The following is a 20,647-nucleotide window of genomic DNA, read 5'->3' on the forward strand; positions in this document are numbered from 1 at the left end:
GAGCGGTGATTGTGACCGGACGATGACCGTTCTGCTGCGGTCGCCGTCACAACCCGCCGACCGATATTTCCGGGCGTCCGACGCAACCTAAAGTCGGGGCAACCGCATCCTTCTTTGCGAACGGTCATCACTTCGGAGGGGATTTCGTTGAGCCGCACACGCCGTACCGCACACCCGCACCGCCAGGTACACGGGGCACGCAGCCGTCATGCCGCCATGGCGGTCGGTGCGGCGCTCCTGGCCGCCGCACTGACCGCCTGTTCGAGCGGTTCGGGAGGCTCCGGCGACTCGGGCGGTGACGGCAAGGGCGCGACGGACAAGAAGCCCATGGCCATCTCCGTGAACCTCGCGGGCGACCAGGTCAAGGCGGGCGAGCCGGTGAAGGTCTCGCTGGCCGAGGGCAAGCTCGCCCAGGTCAAGGTGACCGACACCAAGGGCGGGGAGCTGGCGGGCAAGATAGCCGACGACGGCAAGAGCTGGACCTCCGAGCGCAACGCCGCGCCGGGTACGGAGTACAAGGTCGAGGCGCAGAACACCGAGAGCCAGAGCGCGAACGCGCAGTTCAAGACGACGGCCGCGGACAAGGTGAACAAGGTCACCATCGTCCCGGGCAAGGCGATCGGCGGGATCGTCGGCGTCGCCCAGCCGATCTCGCTGGTCTTCGACAACCCGGTGAAGAACAAGGCCGCGGTCGAGAAGCAGCTCAAGGTCACCACCTCGAACAACACCGAGGGCTCGTGGGGCTGGTTCAAGGACCACACCGGCAACGACCGGGTGGACTGGCGGCCCAAGGAGTACTGGAAGTCGGGCACCGAGGTGAAGGTGCAGATGGACCTCAACGGGGTCGACTCCGGCAGCGGCTACTTCGTCCGCGACTACAACACCGAGTTCAAGATAGGCAAGGACCGCCGGCTGACGGTGGACCTCGACACCAAGAAGATGACGGTGACCGAGGACGGCAGGACGCTGCGGACGATCCCGGTCTCGGCCGGCACGCCCGGCGGCAAGAAGGCCTCCTGGTCGGGGAAGATGGTACTGATGACCAAGGAGGGCACCATCCGGATGGACTCCCAGACGGTGGGCCTGGACAACGCCTACGACAAGATGGTCGACTACTCGATGCGCGTGACCTGGTCGGGCATGTACATCCACGCCGCCCCCTGGAACGCCGGCAACTTCGGGCGGGCCAACGCCAGTTCCGGCTGCGTGGGGATGAGCGACGCCGACGCCAAGGTGCTCTTCGGGGAGTCCCAGATCGGCGACCTGGTCGAGGTCACCGGCTCGGGCTCCAAGGGCCAGGCGGAGATCGGCAACGGCTACGGCCAGTGGAACCTGTCCTGGGACCAGTGGAAGGCCAAGAGCGCCCTGACCGGCGCCCCGCAGAACGGCTGACCCGGGCCGTGTCCTGTGGATCGTGCCGGCCTGATCCGCAGGACACGACCTCGCCACGACGGGCCCCGGCGGGGGAATCGAGCCCAGCCCCACCGGCGCGCAGCTGACCTTCTGCCCGCCGCGCACCGATCCCTCGTACTCTCTCGGTGCCGCTGCGCGAACAGTGATCTCCGGCTGCCGCCGGGCGGGGCCGGCCCGTCCTTGCGTCAGCCCTCGGAGGCCTCGGCGTACGCCTGGGAGAGCTCGGGGGACCCGGTCATCGCCCAGGACACCCCGGACTCGATCACGTTCAGCTCGCGGCCCGAGGCCAGCACCACGACGGGCTGGCCGTTCGGCCAGACCTGCCAACGGGCCCCCGGGACGGTCCGGATGATCACGGTGCCCAGGTAGAAGCCCGCGTCGTTGCCGAGCCAGGGCGCGGCCTCCGGGTCCCGCCGCCAGCGGGGCATCAGCTGGTCGAGGGCCTCCAGGGAGGCCGGGGTCCCGTCCAGCTCCAGCCCGGCCGCGCGCGCGTGGGCGCGCAGCATCTCGCACTCCGAGAACATCTCCGCGACGCCCTCGGGATCGTCCGCGAACGCGACGGCCAGCGCCACGCCCTGCCCTGCCTCGTGCCGGTTCAGCCAGTTGCCCAGGAAGCGGATGTTCATACCGTCCAGCGTGGCATCACACGTCCAGATCGACAACGACCGGCGCGTGGTCCGAGGCTCCCTTGCCCTTGCGCTCCTCGCGGTCCACGTACGCGTCCTTGACCGCGCCGGCGAAGGCCTGGTTGCCGTAGACCAGGTCGATGCGCATGCCCCGGTTCTTGGGGAAGGCCAGCTGGCGGTAGTCCCAGTACGTGTAGGGGCGGTCGTACTTGAGCGGGCGCGGCACGACGTCGGACAGGCCGGCCGCGCGCAGGGCCTCCAGGGCGGCCCGCTCGGCGGGGGTGACGTGGGTCAGGCCCTCGAAGACGGCCGGGTCGAAGACGTCCTCGTCGGTCGGGGCCACATTGAAGTCGCCGAGCACGGCGAACGGCCGCGGGCCCGCCGCGTCCTCGGCGACGGCCGTGGTCAGGGCCTTGAACCAGTCGAGCTTGTAGCCGTAGTGGTCGTGCTCGACCTCGCGGCCGTTGGGCACGTAGACCGACCACAGGCGGACCCCGCCGCAGGTCGCCGAGATCGCCCGGGGCTCCTGCACGCCTTCGTAGTCCGGGCCGCCGGGCAGCCCGGGGACGACGTCCTCCAGGCCCACCCGGGAGACCAGCGCCACGCCGTTCCACCGGCCGGTGCAGTTGGCCGCGGCCTCGTAGCCCAGCTCGCGCAGCGCGTCGAAGGGGAACTGCTCCGCGGAGCACTTGGTCTCCTGGATGCAGAGCACGTCCGTGCCGGAGCTCTCCAGCCAGGCCAGCAGGCGGGGCAGCCGGGCGGTGACGGAGTTGACGTTGAAGGTGGCGATACGCATACCCTCCAACCTACCGCCCGGCACCGACAGAGGCGGGTACGCGCCCGCCGCGGGGCCTTGCCGCACAGGTCAGACCTCGGTCGCCTCGCCGGCCGCCAGCCGGGAGTGCGGGGCGCCGCCGAGCAGGTCCAGGGAGCGGTCGTAGACGGGGCGGGCGATGTCGGTGAGCAAGACGTCGTGGATGTCGATCGCCCGGGCGGGCTTGACCTCGCGGACGTAGTCGATCACTTCACTGATCTTGTTCCAGGGCGCGTGCACGGGCAGCATCAGGGTCTCCACCGGGGCGCCGGGCACGGTCAGCGCGTCGCCCGGGTGGAAGAGGGAACCCTCCACCAGGTAGCCCACGTTGGTGATCCGCGGCAGGTCGGGGTGGATCACGGCGTGCAGCTCGCCGTGCACCTGGACGTCGAACCCGGCGGCGGTGAAGGCGTCGCCGTCACCGACGGTGTGGACGCGGCCGGGGTAGGCGGCGGCCATCCGGTCCGCGACGCTGCGCAGGGTCCACAGCTCGGCGGCCGGGTTCGCGTCGAGGGCGGCGCGCAGCCGGCCCTCGTCGAAGTGGTCCGGGTGCTCGTGGGTGACCAGCAGGGCGTCGGCGCCGAGCCCCGCGTCCGCCTCGCTGAACGCGCCGGGGTCGATGACGAGGACGCGTCCGTCCTTCTCCAGCTGGACACAGGAGTGGAGCCGCTTGGTGAGCTTCATGATCCAAGGCTACGGGGTGGCCGTGGAGACCACGTAGACCTTCGGCTTGTCGGGGTCGCTGAGGTCCACCGTGATGTCCTGGGTGGGGCGCGGGTCGGCCTGGTCGTGGGTGGTGCCGTACCAGGCGTTGCGCTGGTCCCAGCTCCAGCCTGCCGCATCGGTGTCGCGGCGGCTGATCGAGACGCCCCGGGTCAGGTCGTCGCGCCCGACGCCGTACGAGGCGAGGAAGGCGTCGAGCTCCTCCGGGGTGACCGCGAACTGCACGTAGAGCCGGCTGGTGTGCCAGTTGTTGGTCTCCAGGTACCCCACCCGCCAGGCCTTGTCCGGGATCGGCACCTCGTAGATGCTGCGCTGGACCCGGGAGGGCCAGCCGGGGCGGACGTGCGTCGCCCCGACCTTGGCGGCCTTGTCGCGCCCGCTCTCCCGGCTCTGCTGGGCGGAGACGAAGAGGTAGCCGGCCGGTACGCCGATCAGCAGCACGATGATGATCGCGGTCAGCCAGCGCCGCTTGACGACGTGGCGGCGGTCCTCGACGGGCGGGTGGCCGCCGCCCCCGTCGGGGGACGGGGCCTGGCGGGGCAGGGTGGGGGGCGGGTTCACTGCTGTTCCTGGTTCTCGGTGCCGGGGGTGTCGCGCCGGCCCAGCCGAGCGTACCGCTCGTAGCGCTCGACGCGGCGCCGGTTGGCGCGGCGGAACCGCCGGGCGACGAGCCGGGCGAGGTCCGCGGCGCCGACCATACCCGCCTCGGGGCCGAGCTGGGCCTTGGTGATGCGGGCCTCGGGCCGGTAGCCGCGGCCGGTGAGGTGGCGCCGGAAGGCATCCCGGGCCGGGCCGATCAGCAGGTCGTCGGCCGCGCTGACGCCGCCGCCGATCACGAAGCACGACGGGTCGAGGGCGGCGGCGAGGTTGGCGATGCCGACGCCGAGCCACTGGCCGATGTCCTGGAGCAGCTCGACGCACATGGCGTCGCCCTCGCGGGCCAGCTCGGTGATCAGCGGCCCGGTGATGTCGGAGACCTCACCCTTGACCCGCTCGATGATGCTGTGGGCGACCGGGGAGTCGGCGGCGGCCAGCTCCCGGGCCTCGCGGACCAGGGCGTTGCCGGAGCTGTACTGCTCCCAGCAGCCGCGGTTGCCGCAGGGGCAGCGGTGGCCTCCGGGGACGACCTGCATGTGGCCGAACTCGCCGGCCACGCCGTACTTGCCGCGCTTGACCTGGCCGCCTTCCAGGATGGCCCCGCCGATGCCGGTGCCCAGCGTGATCATGACCAGGTGGTCCTCGCCGCGGCCGGCGCCGAAGCGCCACTCGGCCCAGGCGGCGGTGTTGGCATCGTTGTCCACCATGACCGGCACCGCGAGGCGGGACTGGAGGGCGTCGCGCAGCGGCTCGTCGCGCCAGGCCAGGTGCGGGGCGAAGAGCACCCGGGAGCGGTCGGCGTCGACCCAGCCGGCCGCGCCGATGCCCACCGCGTGCACGTCGTGCCGGTCGGAGAGGTCCAGGACCAGCTCGACGATGGTGTCCTCGACCACCTTGGGGCTCTTGGACTTGTCGGGGGTCTCGGTGCGCAGCTTCTCCAGGATGACGCCGTCCGCGTCGACCACGCCGGCCATCACCTTGGTGCCGCCGATGTCGATGCCGACGGTCGGGACGCGGGGCGCGGTCAGGTGCGAGCGGCGCTCACGGGTGCCGACGGTGCGCAGGACGGTGCCTCGCGCCGAGCCCCGGTGGGCGAGCGTGAAGTCCCGGTACGTGCTCATGCGTCGCGTTCGTCCCTCGGAGTGCGGTCGGCCGGCCGGTGGGCCGCCTGGTCGTACGGGGTGTCTCCCGTCCCCTGGGGCGATTGTGCCACCCGCGCCAGTTCGTGGCTCAGCTCGTCGAGCTCGGAGCCGCCGGCCATCTGCCGGGTGAGCTCGTCCAGGGTGATCGAGTCACGGGTGTGGCTGCCTGCCATGACGCCCCGCTTGAGCAGTACGAACCGGTCGCCGACCAGGTGGGCGTGGTGCGGGTTGTGCGTGATGAGGACCACGCCGAGGCCGGCGTCGCGGGCGGCCGCGACGTACTTGAGGACCACGCCGGACTGCTTGACCCCGAGGGCGGCGGTGGGCTCGTCCAGGACCAGGACCTTGGCGCCGAAGTACACCGCCCGGGCGATGGCCACGCACTGGCGCTCGCCGCCGGAGAGGGTGCCGATGGGCTGGTCGACGTCGCGCAGGTCGATGCCCATGCGCAACAGCTCGGCGCGGGTGGTCTCGCGCATGAGGCCGACGTCGAGGCGGCGGAAGGGGCCGCGGCCGCGGGTGGGCTCGGAGCCGAGGAAGAAGTTCCGCCAGACCGGCATGAGCGGGACCACCGCGAGGTCCTGGTAGACGGTGGCGATGCCGCGGTCCAGGGCGGCGCGCGGGTTGGCGAGGACGGTCTCCTCCCCCTCGATCTCGAAGCTGCCGGCGTCGTGCCGGTGCAGCCCCGAGATGATCTTGATGAGGGTGGACTTGCCCGCGCCGTTGTCGCCGAGCACACAGGTGATCTCGCCGGCCGCGACCTCCAGGGAGACCCCTTCCAGGGCCCGGATGTTGCCGTAGTACTTGCTGACGCCGGTCAGCTTCACCAGGGTCGTGCGCGTGTTCGCCGGGGTCATGCGCGTGCCTCCGCCCGCTTGCGCACCCATGCGTTGAGCAGGGTGGCCAGAAGGAGCATCGCGCCGAGGAAGAACTTGAACCAGTCGGGGTTCCACTGGGCGTACACGATGCCGTTGCTGGTCATGCCGAAGATGAAGGCGCCCACGGCCGCGCCGACGGCGGAGCCGTAGCCGCCGGTCATCAGGCAGCCGCCGATGACGGCCGCGATGATGTAGAGGAACTCGTTGCCGACGCCCTCGCCGGACTGCACGACGTCGTACGAGAAGAGGATGTGCTGGCCGGAGATCCAGGCGCACAGCGCGACGCCCATGTAGAGGCCGATCCGGGTCTTGACGACGGGGACGCCGACCGCGCGGGCCGCGTCCGCGCCGCCGCCGACCGCGAAGATCCAGTTCCCGGCGCGGGTGCGCAGCAGGATCCAGGTGGCCAGGGCGACCAGCGCCAGCCACCACAGGATGGTGACCTTCAGGGTGACCCCGCCGATGTCCCACTGGGAGGCGAAGAGCGCCTTGGCGGAGGGGAAGCCCTCCATGTCGCCGATGGCCTGGGTGGACACCCCGCCGCTGATCAGCTTGGTGAAGCCGAGGTTCAGGCCGGTCAGCATGAGGAAGGTGCCGAGCGTGATGATGAAGCTCGGCAGCTCGGTACGGACCAGCATGAAACCGTTGAAGAGGCCGATGGCCAGGGTGACCAGCAGCGAGACGGCGACGCCGGCCCACACGTTCGCGGTGAGCTGGTAGCTGAACATCGACGTGACCAGTGCCGAGGTGGTGACCATCACGCCGGCGGACAGGTCGAACTCCCCGCCGATCATCAGGAGCGCGACCGGCACGGCCATGATCCCGATGGTGGAGGCGGAGTACAGGATCGTGCTCAGGCTCGCGGCCCGCAGGAAGCTGTCGGCGGCGAAGGAGAAGAAGACGAAGACGGCCGCGGCGCCGGCCACGGCCCCGAGCTCGGGGCGGCCGAGCAGGCGCCGCGCGAGCGAGGCCGGCGCCAGGCGTTCGTCGGCCGGCAGGGAGGCCCCGCTCATCGGGTCACCCGCTTGATGTAGTCCGCCAGTGCGTCGGCGTCGTCCTTGGTGACGATCTGCGGGCCGGTGAGCACGGGGCGGCCGCCGCCGAGGGTGTTGGCGTTGTAGCGGTAGAGCCACAGCAGGTCCACGGCCTCGTAGCCCTGGAGGTAGGGCTGCTGGTCGACGGCGAAGCCGAGCTGGTCGGACTTCAGGCCCTGGAGGACGGCCGGGTTCAGGTCGAAGGTGTCGATCTCCGCCTTGCTGCCGGCCGTGTCCTTGGCCTTGGCCGCGGTGGCGGCGAACGGGGCGCCGAGGGTGAGGACGGCGTCCACGGCCGGGTCGGCCTGGAGCTTGGCCTGGATCGCGGCCTGCACCGAGGGCATGTTGGTGCCCTCGACGTAGAGGTTCTCCAGGGTGCCGCCGAAGGTCTTCTTCGCGCCGGCGCAGCGCTGCTCGTGGCCCACGTTGCCGGACTCGTGCAGGACACAGACGGCCTTGGTGCGGCCGCGCCGGGTCAGCTCGGTGCCGACGGCCTCGCCCGCGATCTCCTCGTCCTGTCCGATGTGGGTGAGGGCGCCGTACGCCTTCGACCGGTCCGCGCCGGAGTTCACGGTGACCACCGGGATGCCGGCCTTGACGGCCTTGCCGACCACGTCCTTGAGGGCCTCGGGCTTGGCGAGGCTGACGATGATGCCGTCGACCCGCTGGTCGATGGCGTTCTGGACGAGCTGCGCCTGGGCCTGTCCCTGGTCGTCGTGGGAGTAGACGAAGTTGATGTTGTCCTTCGCCGCGGCCTCCTGGGCACCCTTCTGGACGATGTCCCAGAAGGTGTCCCCGTCGCCGGCGTGCGTGACCATCGCGAAGGTCCAGCGCGGGGTGGACACGGCCGGGCGGCCCGCGGCCGCGGCCTTCGCCCGCTCGTCGGCGGCCCGCTTGCCGCCGGTACTGCTGCACCCCGCGAGGGAGGCGGCCAGCGCCGCCGCGAGCACGGCGCCCACGCAGCGCGCTCCTGTCCGAACCCGAGGTCGCCTAGACACGTCGGTGTGCCATCCCTTCGCTTCGCTGGTCACTCGTCGTCACAACCTGGTCATTTCAGGTTTCAGCCGCCCAGTATCCGCCACAGTGGACCTTGGAGGGTCATCGGGGCACAGCCGGGCATCGTCGGGCAGATGGGCGGTCGGGCAGATGCGCGGTCGAACAGATCGGCAGTCGGCAGTCGGCAGATCGGCAGTCGGCAGATTGACAGGGGACCCGTACGGGGTCAGGTTGAGTGCATGCGCATCGGGATCGTCGGAACCGGCCGGATCGGCTCGTTCCACGCCGCGGCGCTCAGCCGCCAGCCGCAGGCGGGGTCGCTGGTGCTCGCCGACGCCGACCCGGCCCGGGCGGCGCGGCTCGCCGACCGGCTGGGGGCCACGGCGGCGCCGACGGTGGACCAGGTCTTCACCTGGGGCGTGGACGCGGTGGTGGTCGCCTGCTCGACCAGCGGCCACGCGGAGCTGGTGGTACGGGCGGTACGGGCGGGGCTGCCGGTGTTCTGCGAGAAGCCCGTGGCACCGGACCTGGCCGGAACCCTGACGGTGGTGCGCGAGGTCGCGGCGCTGGGCGGGGTGCTCCAGGTGGGCTTCATGCGGCGCTTCGACGCGGGCTACCGCACCGCCCGGGAGCTGGTGCGCTCCGGGATGCTGGGCCGGCTGCACACCGTCCGCACGATGACCGCGGACCCCGCGCCGCCCCCGCCCGGATACCTGCCCACGTCGGGCGGGCTGTTCCGGGACTGCCTGGTGCACGACTTCGACATGGTCCGCTGGGTGACCGGCCAGGAGGCCGTACGGGTGTACGCGGCCGGCTCGGACGCCGGACCGGCGATGTTCCGGGAGGCCGGGGACGTGGACACGGCGGCGGCGGTGCTGACGCTGGCCGACGGGGCGCTGGTGACCTGCACCGGGACCCGCTGCAACGGCGCGGGCTACGACGTCCGCATGGAGCTGGCCGGCGAGCTGGACCAGATCTCCGCCGGGCTGGACGACCGTACGCCGATCGCCTCGACCGAACCGCACGGGCCGCCGCCCGCGAGCAAGCCGTGGACCGGCTTCCTGGAGCGGTTCGGCCCCGCGTACGAGGCCGAGCTGGCGGCGTTCGTGCAGCTGGTGCGCGGGGAGGGCGAGAACCCCTGCGACGGCCGTGAGGCCCTGGCGGCCCTGCGGATCGCGGAGGCCTGCGAGATCTCGCGGCGGGAGCGCCGGGAGGTCGCGCTGGACGAGGTCCCGGGCGGGCCGACGGCCCCGGCGGTGCCGGCCGGGGCGTGAGGCTGGTCCGCTCACCAGCGGACCGGCAGCTGCTTCACGCCGCGGATGAGGGTGCCGACGATCCACTCGGGCGGGGCGGCCTGCGGGTCCCGGGCGAGCGCGGGGAATCGTTCCAGCAGGGAGCGGAGCGCGATCCGGCCCTCCAGCCGGGCCAGTGGCGCGCCCAGGCAGAAGTGGATGCCGTGGCCGAAGGCGAGGTGGCCCTGCGGGGCGCGCCGGATGTCGAAGGTGTCCGGCTCGGGGAAGCGGCCCGGGTCGCGGTCCGCCCCGGCCAGCGAGACCAGGAGGGCGTCCCCGGCCGGGATGCGCACCCCGCCGATGACGGTCTCCTGGGCGGCGTAGCGGAAGGTGGTGTTCTCGACCGGGCCGTCGTAGCGGAGCATCTCCTCGACCGCGCCGTCGAGCAGGCCCCAGTCGGCGCGCAGGGCCGCGAGCTGGTCGGGGTGGTCGAACAGGGCCCGTACGCCGTTGGCGATGAGGTTGACCGTGGTCTCGTGGCCCGCGACGAGCAGCAGGAAGGCCATGCCGACCAGTTCCTCGTCGCTGAGCCGGTCGCCGTCCTCGTCCCTGGTGCGGATGAGCGCGCTCATCAGGTCCTCACCGGGGCGGTCGCGCTTGTCGTCGATCAGCTGCCCCAGGTACGCGGCCATCTCCGCGAGCGCCCACGAGGAGGAGGCCATGCTGGAGGGCGCCACGATCTCGTTGGACCAGCGGCGGAAGGGCTCCCGGTCGAGGTCGGGCACGCCCAGCAGTTCGCAGATCACGGTCATGGGCAGCGGGAAGGCCAGGGTGGCGATCAGGTCCGCCCCGCGCGCGCCGTCGGCCTCCATCGCGTCAAGCAGCTCGTCGGTGATCTGCTGCACGCGGGGGCGCAGGGCCTCGACGCGCCGGCCGGTGAACTCGCGGGCGACGAGCCGGCGCAGCCGGGTGTGCCGGGGCGGGTCGGACTCCAGCATGTGGTTGTTGACGGCGCTGGCGGTCACGTCGAGGAAGTAGCCGGATTTCTGCCAGTCCTTGGACAGCGCGGGATCGGTCAGCGCCTGCCGGGCGACCTCGTGACCGACGACGAGCCACACCTCGGAGCCGTCCTCCAGGGTGATGCGGTGGACGGGGCCGGCCTCGCGCAACTGCGCGTAGTGCGGATAGGGATTCTCCGTGAAGTCCTCTGCGTACCCGCTGATGTCCATGGTCGGCATCGCTCCCGCCCCTCCCCCGTCGTTTGCCCCAGGGTAGGTCGGCGTTCGACGGGGAGGGTCGGAATCCGGACAGGCGTTCAGTCCGGCGGCGGGGCGCGGTCCGGGGAGAAGGCCTCAGTCCAGGGACGGGGTCCGGTCCAGGGACGAGGCGGACGGGACGACGATTCCGTACAGGTCCTCGACGGTCGCGAGCGCGCCGTGGTGGACCTGCTCGGCCGGCACCTCGGCGACGGCCGTCCGCAGCGCCCGGGTGGCACAGGCGTCGGCGACGACGGTGGGCCGGTTGCCGCGCAGGAACGCGCCGGCCGCCGTGAACGCCACGCACATGTGGGTCATGAACCCGGCGACGACCACGTCCTCGTGCCCGGCGGCGTCGAGGTGATCGCCCAGGTCGGTGCCGACGAACGCGTCGGGGACCCGCTTGACGACGACGGGCTCGCCCTCGACGGGCGCCACCCGGGGGTGGATCCGGCCGATGTCGGCCCGGATGTCGTACGGCGTGCCCTCGCCGCCGTCGTTGACGACGTGGACCACCTTCGCGCCCGCGGCCCGGGCCCGGGCCAGCAGGTCCGCGGCGGAGTCGAGGGCGGAACGCCAGCCCTCCAGCTCCATCACGCCACGGGTGTAGGTGTTCTGATAGTCGATCAGCACGAGCGTGGCGGCGGCCAGCGAGGCCGGAGTCCGGTCGAGGCCGTTGAGTTCACGCAGGGTGGTCGTGGGCATGGCTGCACCTTTGCTGCACAGGGGGAGTCGGATGGTCGGGGCCGTCACGCGGCGGCCGCTCCTCCACGCTAAGGACCCGGCCCCCATGGCGGCAATGTCATGTAACTTGCAGATACGGACATCCGATACGGGCATCCGCCGGACCGAGGACCGGGCCAGGGACGGCCGGTGCTGTCACCTACGAACGAAAGGCCCCGCCGTGAGCGCCATCGAACGGCTCGTCGTCGTCACGCTCTTCGAGGGCGTCGACCTGCTGGACGTCACCGGTCCCCCGGAGGTGTTCGCCCTGCTGCGCCGGGAGATGGACGGCGGGACGGACGGCGGGACGGGATACCGGGTCGTCCTGACCGCCGCGACCATGGGCGCCGTCACCACCTCGGCCGGGGTGCGCGTCCTGCCCGACGCGACCTTCGAGGAGGTGTCGGGCCGGAGCATCGACACCCTGATCGTCCCCGGCTCGGTCGAGGTCGACGACCAGCGCCGCGTGCACGCCCTCACCGACCCCGACGTGGTGGACTGGGTGCGGCGGCTCGCCGGCCGGGCCCGCCGCACCGCCTCCGTCTGCGTGGGCGCGCACATCCTCGCGGCCGCCGGACTGCTCGACGGCCGGCGCGCCACCACCCACTGGTCCACCGCGCAGCAGCTCGCCGCCGACTTCCCGGCCGTCGAGGTCGACGCCGACCCGATCTTCATCCGCGACGGCGGCGTGTGGACCGGCGCCGGCATCACCGCCTGCCTGGACCTGTCGCTCGCACTCGTCGCCGAGGACTTCGGCGAGGCGGTCGCCCTGCGCGTCGCCCGCCAGCTGGTGATGTACCTGAAGCGGCCGGGCGGGCAGAGCCAGTTCAGCGTGCCGATCGAGCCCGTGTCGACGACGCGGCGCATGGACGACCTGCGCCACTACATCACCCGCAACATCACCGCCGACCTGACCGTCGCCGAGCTCGCCGGCCACGCCCATGTCGGCGAACGCCAGCTCACCCGGATCTTCCGGACCGAACTCGGCATGACCCCGGCCGCCTACGTCGAGGCGGCCCGGGTCGAAGTCGCGCGCAACCGGCTGGAATCCACCGACGACTCCCTCGAACGCGTCGCGACCACCTGCGGCTTCAACACGACCGACACGCTCATCCGCGCCTTCCGTCGCAGACTCGACACCACCCCGACCGAGTACCGCAACCGGTTCCGGCACTCGGGCTGAAAGGTGTCCGGCGATCCCGCCCCGCTGGAGCACCGCCTGTTCGGGTCAGGACCCGGGCCTGGACGGCTGGGTGGAGCACACGGTCTGAGCGCGCTTCAGGAGTTCCACGAAGGAAGCCTGCGTCACCGATCCGGGCAACCGTACGAGGCCGTAGCGGTCGTTGGCCTCCTTGTTCCCAACGGGGTCATTGAAATCGATCTTCTTGCGCTCTCCGGACGGCGTCACGTCCGCATACATGTACGGACGGGCCCCGTGGAGCACCCACCACAGCGTCACACGCTGGGGGCCTCGAATCACGTCGAGGATCTCATTGCTGTTCGATATCGATGCCTGATACCTGAAGTACTCACCGGTGGGCCCCTCAGGATCCTTGTCCTTGCCTTCCTCCTTGAGCTTCCCGCGATACCTTCCGGAATGCTCGTACTCGGAGGAGATCAGCGTCATCCTGTCCTTCCTTGCCACATACACCTCCGGCCGCACCCTGACCGCTTCATAGCGGAACCCGCAGGGCTCCTTTATCTCGACGACCTCGTCCTTCGCAAATTCTTCCCCTGGATTCAGGACCAGCCCCGTCGGCTTGACGAATTCAGCGGGGTGGATCGGCTCGTAACTCGAACCCCTCGCCAGCCTGCCGTGCACCCAGTAGACGCCACCGAGGACATAGACGGGGATTTTACCGGAGTTCTTCACGTACAGATGGACCGTCAGGTACATCTTCGTCCGGCCCGTGTCCAGACTTGCCATGCGGATTTCGGCCGCACTCTCCACCATGGGAGAGGTCGTGTAGGGAACGTAGAACTGTGAATACACGACACTGGAGATCGCAAGGACGGTGGGAACGATCGCCCCGACCGCTATTCGCCTGGGATGGAGCAACTCCTTCCAGATCCGCTCGCGAACGAGTACCACCAGCGCCACCGAGGACCAGAGCACGAGAGCCGTCCAAGCCAGCACATGTGCGACGCTCACCTCGTCGATGAGCTGCACGCAGAGCAGCAGAACACCCACGACGAAGGCGATCAGGTATCCGAACAGAACGACTGTCCCCGAGTGCTTCATCCACCGCTTGTGCCAATAGTCGGCAGCAGCAAGTGCGGCGCCCAGTTCCATCAGGCCCAGGAGGAGGAAGACGAGCCCCGCAATTCTCCAGCCGTAGCCCAGGGCACTGAAAACGTCCTCCACCCCCAGATACGCGAGCAGTGCGGCCACCCCCAGCAGGCCGATTGCCATGAAGGCGATGGTCGTCCGCCTCCGCACCGGATGGTCCGGCCAGACATCTTCCCCTCCGCCGACCCAATGGATGTCGTGCGGAAAAGGAACCCCGTGATGACCAAGGATCCTGTGAAGTTCCGCGGGGGAGCGCGCCTTTCCGGCGTTCTTGCCGTTGACCACGACTTTCCGGAAACCGAGGTCGTCAGGCGCCTCCACCTCCACCTCGGGCATGTATGTCATGGCACCAGACTGACGTGGTATCCGGACACACGCCTCTGGAGCACACCCCCACCAATGGCGCCACCTGTCGCCTCCGGGGGGCGTATCACCCGATTGGAGTAACAGAGTGCGCAGCTGGGCACGGTGCGGGGTGACGCTGGCTGCAGAACCATGCTCACCCGATCCCCGTCAGGAGCCCACCATGCGTATGCGACTTCTCGGGTTCGCCGCTGCCGTGATGACGGCTGTTCTCGCCACCTTGGGCTCCGTGGCCCAGGCCGCCGCGCCTGGTGTCGACGGCCAGACCTGCGTGGCCGGCAAAGGCACGGTGGAGTATGACGCCATCGACGGCCAATGGGTCTGCGAGGGCGGCACATACCACGGCGAGCCCATCGACTGACCCGCCCGGCCCCGCCGTCTCAATCCGCGAAGGACCCGAACGCCGCGCGCCCCCGCGGCCGGTACGTGTGGATGGCGATGCCGTTCGTCGTGGTGCGGGAGGCGAGCAGGTCGCAGGCGGTGGGGAGGCCGCCCATCGGGAACAGGTGGCGGCCCTTGCCGAGGAAGACCGGGAAGACCAAGAGGTTGAACTCGTCCACCAGGTCGCGCGCGAGCAGGTACTGGGCGAGCTGTCCGCTGCCGTGCACCTGGAGCTCGCCGTCGAGGCGGTCCTTGACCAGGGTGATCTCGGACTGGAGCTCGCCGTCCAGCACGGTGGTGGGAGCCCACGCGGGGTCCTTGAGGGTGGTGGAGGCCACGTACTTGGGCAGGATGTTGAGGTTGTGCGCGATGGGGTCGGCGGGGTCGTCGTGCTCCGGCCAGTAGGACGCGAAGATGTCGTAGGTGCGGCGCCCGAGCAGGAAGGCCTCGGCGTTCCTGAAGACCCCGGTCATGAACTCCTCCGCGGCCTGGTCCCAGAAGGGGACCGTCCAGCCGCCGTACTCGAAGCCGTCGCTGGTGTCCTCCTGCGGGCCGCCCGGGGCCTGCATCACGCCGTCGAGGGTCACGAAGGTGGTCAGGGTCAGCTTGCCCATGGTTCTGCGCTCCTTGTGGAATCGGCCGGTCCCCCACCTGTTCAGACTCCCGAACCACCCGGAGCTCATCGGTCCGCCACGCACGAACGCGACGCCGAATTCCTGCCAGCGCGCCCGGGCGCGACGAGATTTGCTTGAACTCGCAACCAAGTGGAGTCCGAGCAACGGAGGACAGGCAGATGGACGGCAAGGCGGTTCTGGTGACGGGTGGCAGCCGGGGCATCGGCGCGGCGATCGCACTGCGGCTGGCCGAGGACGGCGCCGACGTGGCGATCACCTACGTCGCCGACGAGGCGGCGGCCCAGGACGTGGTCCGCAAGATCGAGGCGACCGGCAGGCGGGGCCTGGCCGTGCGGGCCGACGCCGCGGACGCGGGCGAGGCGGCCGGAGCCGTGGACTGGGCCGCACAGGCCCTCGGCCGGCTCGACGTGCTGGTCAACAACGCGGGCGTCGGGGTGCTCGGCCCGCTGGACGGGCTCACCCTGGCCTCGGTCGACCGGGTGCTCGCGGTCAACGTACGGGGCGCGTTCCTGGCCTCGCAGGCCGCGGCGGAGCGGATGGGGCAGGGCGGGCGGATCATCACCATCGGCAGCTGCATGACCCAGCGGGTACCGGGCCCGGGCGGCACGCTGTACGCGATGAGCAAGTCGGCCCTGATCGGCCTGACCAAGGCACTCGCCCGTGAGCTGGGCGGCCGCGGCATCACCGCCAACCTGGTCCACCCAGGCCCGGTGGACACGGACATGAACCCGGCGGACGGCCCGTACGCCGACTCGCAGAGCGGGATGACGGCGCTGGGCCGCTTCGCCCGCCCGGAGGAGATCGCGGCGGTGGTGGCGTTCCTGGCCGGCGACGAGGCCGCGTACGTCACGGGCGCGGAGTTCTCGGCGGACGGCGGGCACGCGGCGTAGGGCTGCGACACCGGGCCGGCGCAATCGGGCGGCCGCGGTCCGCCGGCCGCGGTCGGCGCGGCGAACGCCGACGGGGCGCACCGCGGTCGAAGTCGCGGTGCGCCCCACGGGCTGTCCGGGGCCGGTCGGGGACCCCAGTGACGCCCCGGAGGTGTCGGCCCCCGGGGACGTGTTCGCGGCGGTGTCAGCCGCCGAGCTCCTGGTGGCGGGCGGTCAGCGCGGCCGCGCCGGCCTCCGTCAGGGAGCCGTACAGGCGGAGGCGGGAGAAGCCGCCGTCCGGGAAGATGTCGATCCGCACGTGGGTGCCGACGGCCGGGGCGTCCAGCACGAAGCGGTGGTTGGTGTCGGGCTGCAGGCGGGTGCGCGGGAGGAACTCGGTCCACTCGCCCTCCTCGCCCGTCTTCACCGACAGGGAGGCCCAGCCGGCCGAGTTGCCCTTGAGGTAGGCGGTGTCGATCTCGACCGCGCGGATCTCGGACTCGGCGACGAGCTGGTAGCGGATCCAGTCGTTGCCGTTGTCGCGGCGGCGGGCGGTCTCCCAGCCGTCGTCCATCTTGCGGGAGCGGCCCGGGTTGATGGTGTTGGTCGGCGGGGAGTAGAAGCGGTTGGAGGCGTCCTGGACGGCGCCGCCGTTCTCCAGCGCGACGACGTCGAAGGAGCCGAGGGCCGAGAGCCACTGCGGGTCCGGCAGGACCTCGCCGTACACGCGCAGGCGGGCGATGCCGCCGTCGGGGTGCTGGTTGACGCGCAGGTGCGTGAAGCGCTGCTCGACGTCCACGGCGAAGCCGTTGGCGGCGTGGCCGCCGACGGGGGTGCGCGGGACCAGGGTCGTCCACTTGACGTCGTCGCCGAGGAGCTCCTCGGGCGTCGGGGCGTTGGTGCCCTGCCAGTTGGTGCCCTCGACGGACACGGCCTGCGGCATGTTGCCGCGGAAGTGGGCGGTGTCGACGACGATGCCGCGGATCACGCCGGGGGCGCCCAGGCGTACGAGCGCCCAGTCGTGGTCCTCGGGAGTGGGCCAGGGCTGCTCGGCGGAGACGCCGCGCCGGCGGCGGGTCTCCCAGCCGTCCATGACCTTGCCCTTGTGGCCGAAGTGCTCGGGGTCGAAGTGGGCGGCCTCGGGGACGAGGAGGTTCTCGCGCTGGGCGAAGAACTCGTCGTTGGCGGCGATCACGCCGGCGCCGAGCTGCCGGTCGGCGAGGTTCGCGTACTGGGTGAACGGGAACTCGGCCGTGCGGTAGTCGGCGTACGGGTCGCCGCCTCCGTACGGGTTCGCGTTACCGGTGAAAGCAGGGATCGCCACTGTCAGTTCTGCCTTTCGAGGAGGAGGCCGGTGGGCTCGGTCGGGGTGCCGTGGTCGGCGATCTGCGTACCGCGCAGCCAGGTGGACTTCACGACGCCGTACAGGGTCCGGCCCGCGTACGCCGTGACCCGGTTGCGGTGGTGGAGCTCGGCCGGGTCCACGGTGAAGGTCTCGTCGGGCGCCAGCACCGCGAAGTCGGCGTCGCGGCCGGCCTCGATGGCGCCCTTGCGCGTCAGGCCCGCGAGGCGGGCGGGGGCGGCGGACATCCAGCGGACGACGTCCTCCAGGGTGCGGCCGCGCCGGCGCGCCTCGGTCCAGATCGCCGGCAGTCCGAGCTGGAGGGAGGAGATGCCGCCCCAGGCGGTGGAGAAGTCGTTCGTCTTGAGGTCCGCCGTGGAGGGCGAGTGGTCCGAGACGATGCAGTCGATCGTGCCGTCCGCCAGGGCGTCCCACAGCAGGTCCTGGTTGGCGGCCTCGCGGATGGGCGGGCAGCACTTGAACTCGCTGGCGCCGTCGGGTACTTCCTCGGCGGTCAGGGTGAGGTAGTGCGGGCAGGACTCGACGGTGATGCGGACGCCCTCGGCCTTGGCCGCGGCGATCAGCGGCAGCGCGTCGCTGGAGGACAGGTGCAGGACGTGGACGCGGGCGCCGAGCCGCTTGGCCTGGGCGATCAGGTTCTGGATCGCGGTGTTCTCGGCGTCGCGCGGGCGGGACGCGAGGAAGTCCGCGTACTTCGGGCCCGGCACGGCCGGCGCGGAGTCGAGGTGGTGCGGGTCCTCGGCGTGCACGATCATCAGGCCGCCGAAGCCGGCGATCTCCGCGAGGGACGCCGCGAGCTGCTCCTGGTCGAGGTGCGGGAACTCGTCCACGCCGGAGGGCGACAGGAAGCACTTGAAGCCGAAGACGCCGGCGTCGTGCAGCGGACGGAGGTCCTTGACGTTGTCCGGCAGGGCGCCGCCCCAGAAGCCGACGTCGACGTGGGCCTTGCGGCGCGCCACGTCCTGCTTGACGGCCAGGTTGGCGGTCGTGGTGGTCGGGGGGAGGGAGTTGAGCGGCATGTCGAGGATCGTGGTGATCCCGCCGGCCGCGGCGGCGCGGGTGGCCGTCCAGAAGCCCTCCCACTCGGTGCGGCCCGGGTCGTTCACGTGGACGTGGGTGTCGACCAGGCCGGGGAGCAGGACGTCGTCGCCGAGGTCCACCAGGCGGGCACCGGCGGGCACCTCGGCCTCGTACGGCAGTACGGCCGCGATCGTCCCGGCGGCGACGGCCACCGAGGCGGCCCGCGTCCCCTCGGGGGTGATGACGCGCGTCGAGCGCAGTACCAGTTCCACTGCCACGTCGGACACCCGGAACCTCCCCATCTACTTCCACAGAGCGAAATTCAACGTTCTGTTGACGGAGTCTTCCCCGCGATCAGGGGCCCGTCAAGGGGACCCGGAGGGACCGCCGACGCGCACGCTCCGCAATTGGATGTTTCCACAGAATGGAATTAGGATTTCGCCTTACAGAACGTAGGTACCACCACCGAGGCTCGGTCGAGCAGCCGCCGAGACGTGTCCGGCACCCGGACAAACCGCCTCTGACCGGCGACGACGGCAGCGACCCGACGCTAGGGCCGCCGCCCGTGGCCGGGTAGGCTGCTGCCTTGCCTGCCAGCACCGAAAGGACCGCGCCGTGCCGACGTCCAGCGCCAGCACCACCGACGCCTCCGCCAAGACCCCTGCGGGGAGCGGTGGCGTCCAGTCCCTCGAGCGCGCCTTCGATCTCCTCGAACGAATGGCCGACGCCGGGGGCGAGGTCGGCCTCAGCGAGCTCTCCGCCGCCAGCGGACTGCCCCTGCCCACGATCCACCGCCTGATGCGCACCCTCGTGGCGTGCGGGTACGTACGGCAGCAGCCCAACCGACGGTACTCCCTCGGCCCGCGCCTGATCCGCCTGGGCGAGTCCGCCTCGCGGCTGCTGGGCACCTGGGCCCGCCCGTACCTGGCCCGGCTGGTCGAGGAGACCGGCGAGACGGCGAACATGGCCCTGCTCGACGGCGACGAGATCGTCTACGTCGCCCAGGTGCCGTCCAAGCACTCCATGCGCATGTTCACCGAGGTCGGCCGCCGCGTGCTGCCGCACTCCACCGGTGTGGGCAAGGCGCTGCTCGCCCACACGCCCGCCGACGAGGTCCGCGCACTGCTGGCCCGTACCGGCATGCCGGCCGCGACGGAGAAGACCATCACCACGCCCGAGGGCTTCCTGGAGGCGCTGGAGCAGGTACGCAAGGCCGGCTACGCCGTCGACGACAACGAGCAGGAGATAGGGGTCCGCTGCCTGGCCGTCCAGGTGCCGAACTCGCCGACCGCCGCCGCGATCTCCATCTCGGGTCCGGCGGGCCGGGTCACCGAGGCCGCGACCGAGACGATCGTGCCCATCCTGCAGACCGTGGCCGCCGAACTGTCCGTGGCACTGTCCAACCAGACCCCGGCCTGATCCGGCCGGGCAGTCCTCAGCGGCGGGCGGCTCCCGGGGACAGGTGGTAGCGGGTGGCGTGGGGCAGGGGGCGGCGGTCCTGGGGTTCGAGCATGTCCCTGCGCTCGAACCAGGCCGTCAGCCGGGACCGCGCCTGCTCGTCCCGCTCCCGGAACCGGTCGTCCGGAGCACCGGCCGAGGTCGTTCCGAGGCCCGCCGCCCGGGCCTCGGCGGGCGAGATCTCGCGCAGCAGCACCCGGATCGGGCCTTCGTCGCCGTCCGGCGGCCGCAGGGCCAGGACCGAGAAGGCCGTTCCCGGCGGGAACACGACCTCCGGTTCGTCGTCCGGGCCGGCGAAGACGGACGTACGGCGGCCCGTGGTGGACCAGATGCCGAACTCGACGGAACCCTCCAGCTCGGCGTCGCACGCCGGGAGCGCCGCCACCGGGGCGGGCTCGGCGAGCAAGGAGCCCGGCAGGTACCGGTCCAGCGGCACCTCTTCGGCCGGGGCGGCGAGCATGACGGCCCCGTAGTGGCCGGGCAGCCGGCGCAGGCCCGAGCCGAGGCTGCGCAGCAGCGGGGTGAACGGCCCGGGCCCGGCGGCCCGGGCTGCCGCGACCAGGCCGGCGCGGGAGACGGGGTCGGGGGTGTCGGCCAGGTAGACCGCGATGGCGACCATGTCCGGCTTGAGGTCGTCCTGCAGCGTGGAGCGCAGCGACGGCAGCCGGGACACGAGCAGCTCGGACCTGCCGGCGAGCAGGTGGTACCGCTCACCGAGCAGCTCCCGGAGCGCGGCCCGGTCGGCGGGCCCACTACGCCCGGCGGGCCCCGGAGCGGGGGCGGCCGGAGGGGCCGCCGGGGGCGGGGCCGGGGCGGCGGGGGCCGGGGGGGGGG

The 20,647-nt window shown here is 71.5% G+C and carries 20 protein-coding genes and 1 pseudogene; 6 read left to right on the forward strand and 15 right to left on the reverse strand.

The genetic code is table 11. The annotated features are described in order from the left end of the window. The first annotated feature begins 216 nt into the window (after nucleotides 1-216). Entirely contained in the window at nucleotides 217-1,392 is a 1,176-nt protein-coding gene (locus GPJ59_RS08630; protein WP_219665876.1) for a L,D-transpeptidase, read from the forward strand. Nucleotides 1,393-1,598: 206 nt separating this feature from the next. On the opposite strand, the gene GPJ59_RS08635 is transcribed toward GPJ59_RS08630, so the two are convergent. The 8 genes from GPJ59_RS08635 to GPJ59_RS08670 form a co-directional block, all read right to left on the reverse strand. Further along, nucleotides 1,599-2,039 carry a DUF6278 family protein gene (locus tag GPJ59_RS08635; RefSeq protein ID WP_219665877.1) on the reverse strand — a complete coding sequence of 147 codons (441 nt, stop codon included), beginning with the start codon at nucleotides 2,037-2,039 and terminating at the stop codon, nucleotides 1,599-1,601. Nucleotides 2,040-2,055: 16 nt separating this feature from the next. Continuing rightward, nucleotides 2,056-2,835: an exodeoxyribonuclease III gene (locus GPJ59_RS08640; RefSeq protein WP_219665878.1), complete on the reverse strand. Its 780-nt coding sequence runs from the start codon at nucleotides 2,833-2,835 to the stop codon at nucleotides 2,056-2,058. Between the two features lie 69 nt (nucleotides 2,836-2,904). Beyond that, nucleotides 2,905-3,537, reverse strand: a complete 633-nt coding sequence (locus GPJ59_RS08645; protein WP_219665879.1) for an MBL fold metallo-hydrolase — start codon at nucleotides 3,535-3,537, stop codon at nucleotides 2,905-2,907. A gap of 9 nt (nucleotides 3,538-3,546) precedes the next feature. Continuing rightward, nucleotides 3,547-4,137, reverse strand: a complete 591-nt coding sequence (locus GPJ59_RS08650; protein WP_219665880.1) for a hypothetical protein — start codon at nucleotides 4,135-4,137, stop codon at nucleotides 3,547-3,549. After that, nucleotides 4,134-5,294, reverse strand: a complete 1,161-nt coding sequence (locus GPJ59_RS08655) for an ROK family glucokinase (protein WP_219665881.1) — start codon at nucleotides 5,292-5,294, stop codon at nucleotides 4,134-4,136. Before GPJ59_RS08655 ends, GPJ59_RS08650 begins: the two co-directional genes overlap by 4 nt. Beyond that, the gene (locus GPJ59_RS08660; RefSeq protein ID WP_258024073.1) at nucleotides 5,291-6,202 is read right to left on the reverse strand and encodes an ATP-binding cassette domain-containing protein; all 912 of its coding nucleotides are present in this window, start codon (nucleotides 6,200-6,202) and stop codon (nucleotides 5,291-5,293) included. The genes GPJ59_RS08655 and GPJ59_RS08660 overlap by 4 nt, the downstream gene beginning before the upstream one ends. Further along, nucleotides 6,169-7,206 (reverse strand): ABC transporter permease, encoded by a 1,038-nt coding sequence (locus GPJ59_RS08665; RefSeq protein ID WP_219665882.1) that lies wholly within the window; start codon nucleotides 7,204-7,206, stop codon nucleotides 6,169-6,171. Before GPJ59_RS08665 ends, GPJ59_RS08660 begins: the two co-directional genes overlap by 34 nt. Further along, the gene (locus tag GPJ59_RS08670; RefSeq protein WP_219665883.1) at nucleotides 7,203-8,186 is read right to left on the reverse strand and encodes a sugar ABC transporter substrate-binding protein; all 984 of its coding nucleotides are present in this window, start codon (nucleotides 8,184-8,186) and stop codon (nucleotides 7,203-7,205) included. Before GPJ59_RS08670 ends, GPJ59_RS08665 begins: the two co-directional genes overlap by 4 nt. A gap of 276 nt (nucleotides 8,187-8,462) precedes the next feature. Here GPJ59_RS08670 and GPJ59_RS08675 point away from each other — a divergent pair, with 276 nt between their 5' ends. Beyond that, the gene (locus tag GPJ59_RS08675) at nucleotides 8,463-9,497 is read left to right on the forward strand and encodes a Gfo/Idh/MocA family protein (RefSeq protein WP_219665884.1); all 1,035 of its coding nucleotides are present in this window, start codon (nucleotides 8,463-8,465) and stop codon (nucleotides 9,495-9,497) included. 11 nt (nucleotides 9,498-9,508) lie between these two features. On the opposite strand, the gene GPJ59_RS08680 is transcribed toward GPJ59_RS08675, so the two are convergent. Both GPJ59_RS08680 and GPJ59_RS08685 read right to left on the reverse strand, forming a co-directional pair. After that, nucleotides 9,509-10,693 carry a cytochrome P450 family protein gene (locus GPJ59_RS08680; protein WP_219665885.1) on the reverse strand — a complete coding sequence of 395 codons (1,185 nt, stop codon included), beginning with the start codon at nucleotides 10,691-10,693 and terminating at the stop codon, nucleotides 9,509-9,511. Between the two features lie 114 nt (nucleotides 10,694-10,807). Next, nucleotides 10,808-11,416, reverse strand: a complete 609-nt coding sequence (locus GPJ59_RS08685) for an isochorismatase family protein (RefSeq protein WP_219665886.1) — start codon at nucleotides 11,414-11,416, stop codon at nucleotides 10,808-10,810. Between the two features lie 199 nt (nucleotides 11,417-11,615). Here GPJ59_RS08685 and GPJ59_RS08690 point away from each other — a divergent pair, with 199 nt between their 5' ends. After that, the gene (locus GPJ59_RS08690; RefSeq protein ID WP_219665887.1) at nucleotides 11,616-12,617 is read left to right on the forward strand and encodes a GlxA family transcriptional regulator; all 1,002 of its coding nucleotides are present in this window, start codon (nucleotides 11,616-11,618) and stop codon (nucleotides 12,615-12,617) included. Between the two features lie 45 nt (nucleotides 12,618-12,662). Here GPJ59_RS08690 and GPJ59_RS08695 read toward each other — a convergent pair whose 3' ends face one another. Continuing rightward, on the reverse strand, nucleotides 12,663-14,069 hold the full coding sequence (locus GPJ59_RS08695) for a hypothetical protein (RefSeq protein ID WP_219665888.1): 1,407 nt from the start codon (nucleotides 14,067-14,069) through the stop codon (nucleotides 12,663-12,665). A 181-nt stretch (nucleotides 14,070-14,250) separates the two neighbouring features. Between GPJ59_RS08695 and GPJ59_RS08700 the strand changes: the two genes are divergently transcribed. Then, entirely contained in the window at nucleotides 14,251-14,448 is a 198-nt protein-coding gene (locus GPJ59_RS08700; RefSeq protein WP_219665889.1) for a hypothetical protein, read from the forward strand. Nucleotides 14,449-14,467: 19 nt separating this feature from the next. On the opposite strand, the gene GPJ59_RS08705 is transcribed toward GPJ59_RS08700, so the two are convergent. Further along, complete coding sequence (locus tag GPJ59_RS08705; RefSeq protein ID WP_219665890.1) at nucleotides 14,468-15,082, reverse strand: dihydrofolate reductase family protein; 615 nt, start codon at nucleotides 15,080-15,082, stop codon at nucleotides 14,468-14,470. A gap of 179 nt (nucleotides 15,083-15,261) precedes the next feature. Between GPJ59_RS08705 and GPJ59_RS08710 the strand changes: the two genes are divergently transcribed. Beyond that, on the forward strand, nucleotides 15,262-15,993 hold the full coding sequence (locus GPJ59_RS08710) for an SDR family oxidoreductase (protein ID WP_219665891.1): 732 nt from the start codon (nucleotides 15,262-15,264) through the stop codon (nucleotides 15,991-15,993). Nucleotides 15,994-16,177: 184 nt separating this feature from the next. Here GPJ59_RS08710 and alc read toward each other — a convergent pair whose 3' ends face one another. Then, nucleotides 16,178-17,296, reverse strand: a complete 1,119-nt coding sequence (gene alc, locus GPJ59_RS08715; protein ID WP_219665892.1) for an allantoicase — start codon at nucleotides 17,294-17,296, stop codon at nucleotides 16,178-16,180. 2 nt (nucleotides 17,297-17,298) lie between these two features. Then, nucleotides 17,299-18,657, reverse strand: a complete 1,359-nt coding sequence (gene allB / locus GPJ59_RS08720; RefSeq protein ID WP_374200812.1) for an allantoinase AllB — start codon at nucleotides 18,655-18,657, stop codon at nucleotides 17,299-17,301. A 313-nt stretch (nucleotides 18,658-18,970) separates the two neighbouring features. Here allB and GPJ59_RS08725 point away from each other — a divergent pair, with 313 nt between their 5' ends. Continuing rightward, the gene (locus GPJ59_RS08725) at nucleotides 18,971-19,774 is read left to right on the forward strand and encodes an IclR family transcriptional regulator (protein ID WP_219665894.1); all 804 of its coding nucleotides are present in this window, start codon (nucleotides 18,971-18,973) and stop codon (nucleotides 19,772-19,774) included. A gap of 16 nt (nucleotides 19,775-19,790) precedes the next feature. Here the strand turns inward: GPJ59_RS08725 and GPJ59_RS08730 are convergent. After that, nucleotides 19,791-20,647 (reverse strand): annotated as a pseudogene (locus tag GPJ59_RS08730) (hypothetical protein); the annotation flags it as partial.

Source organism: Streptomyces bambusae (assembly GCF_019400985.1).
Taxonomy (GTDB): domain Bacteria; phylum Actinomycetota; class Actinomycetes; order Streptomycetales; family Streptomycetaceae; genus Streptomyces; species Streptomyces bambusae_A.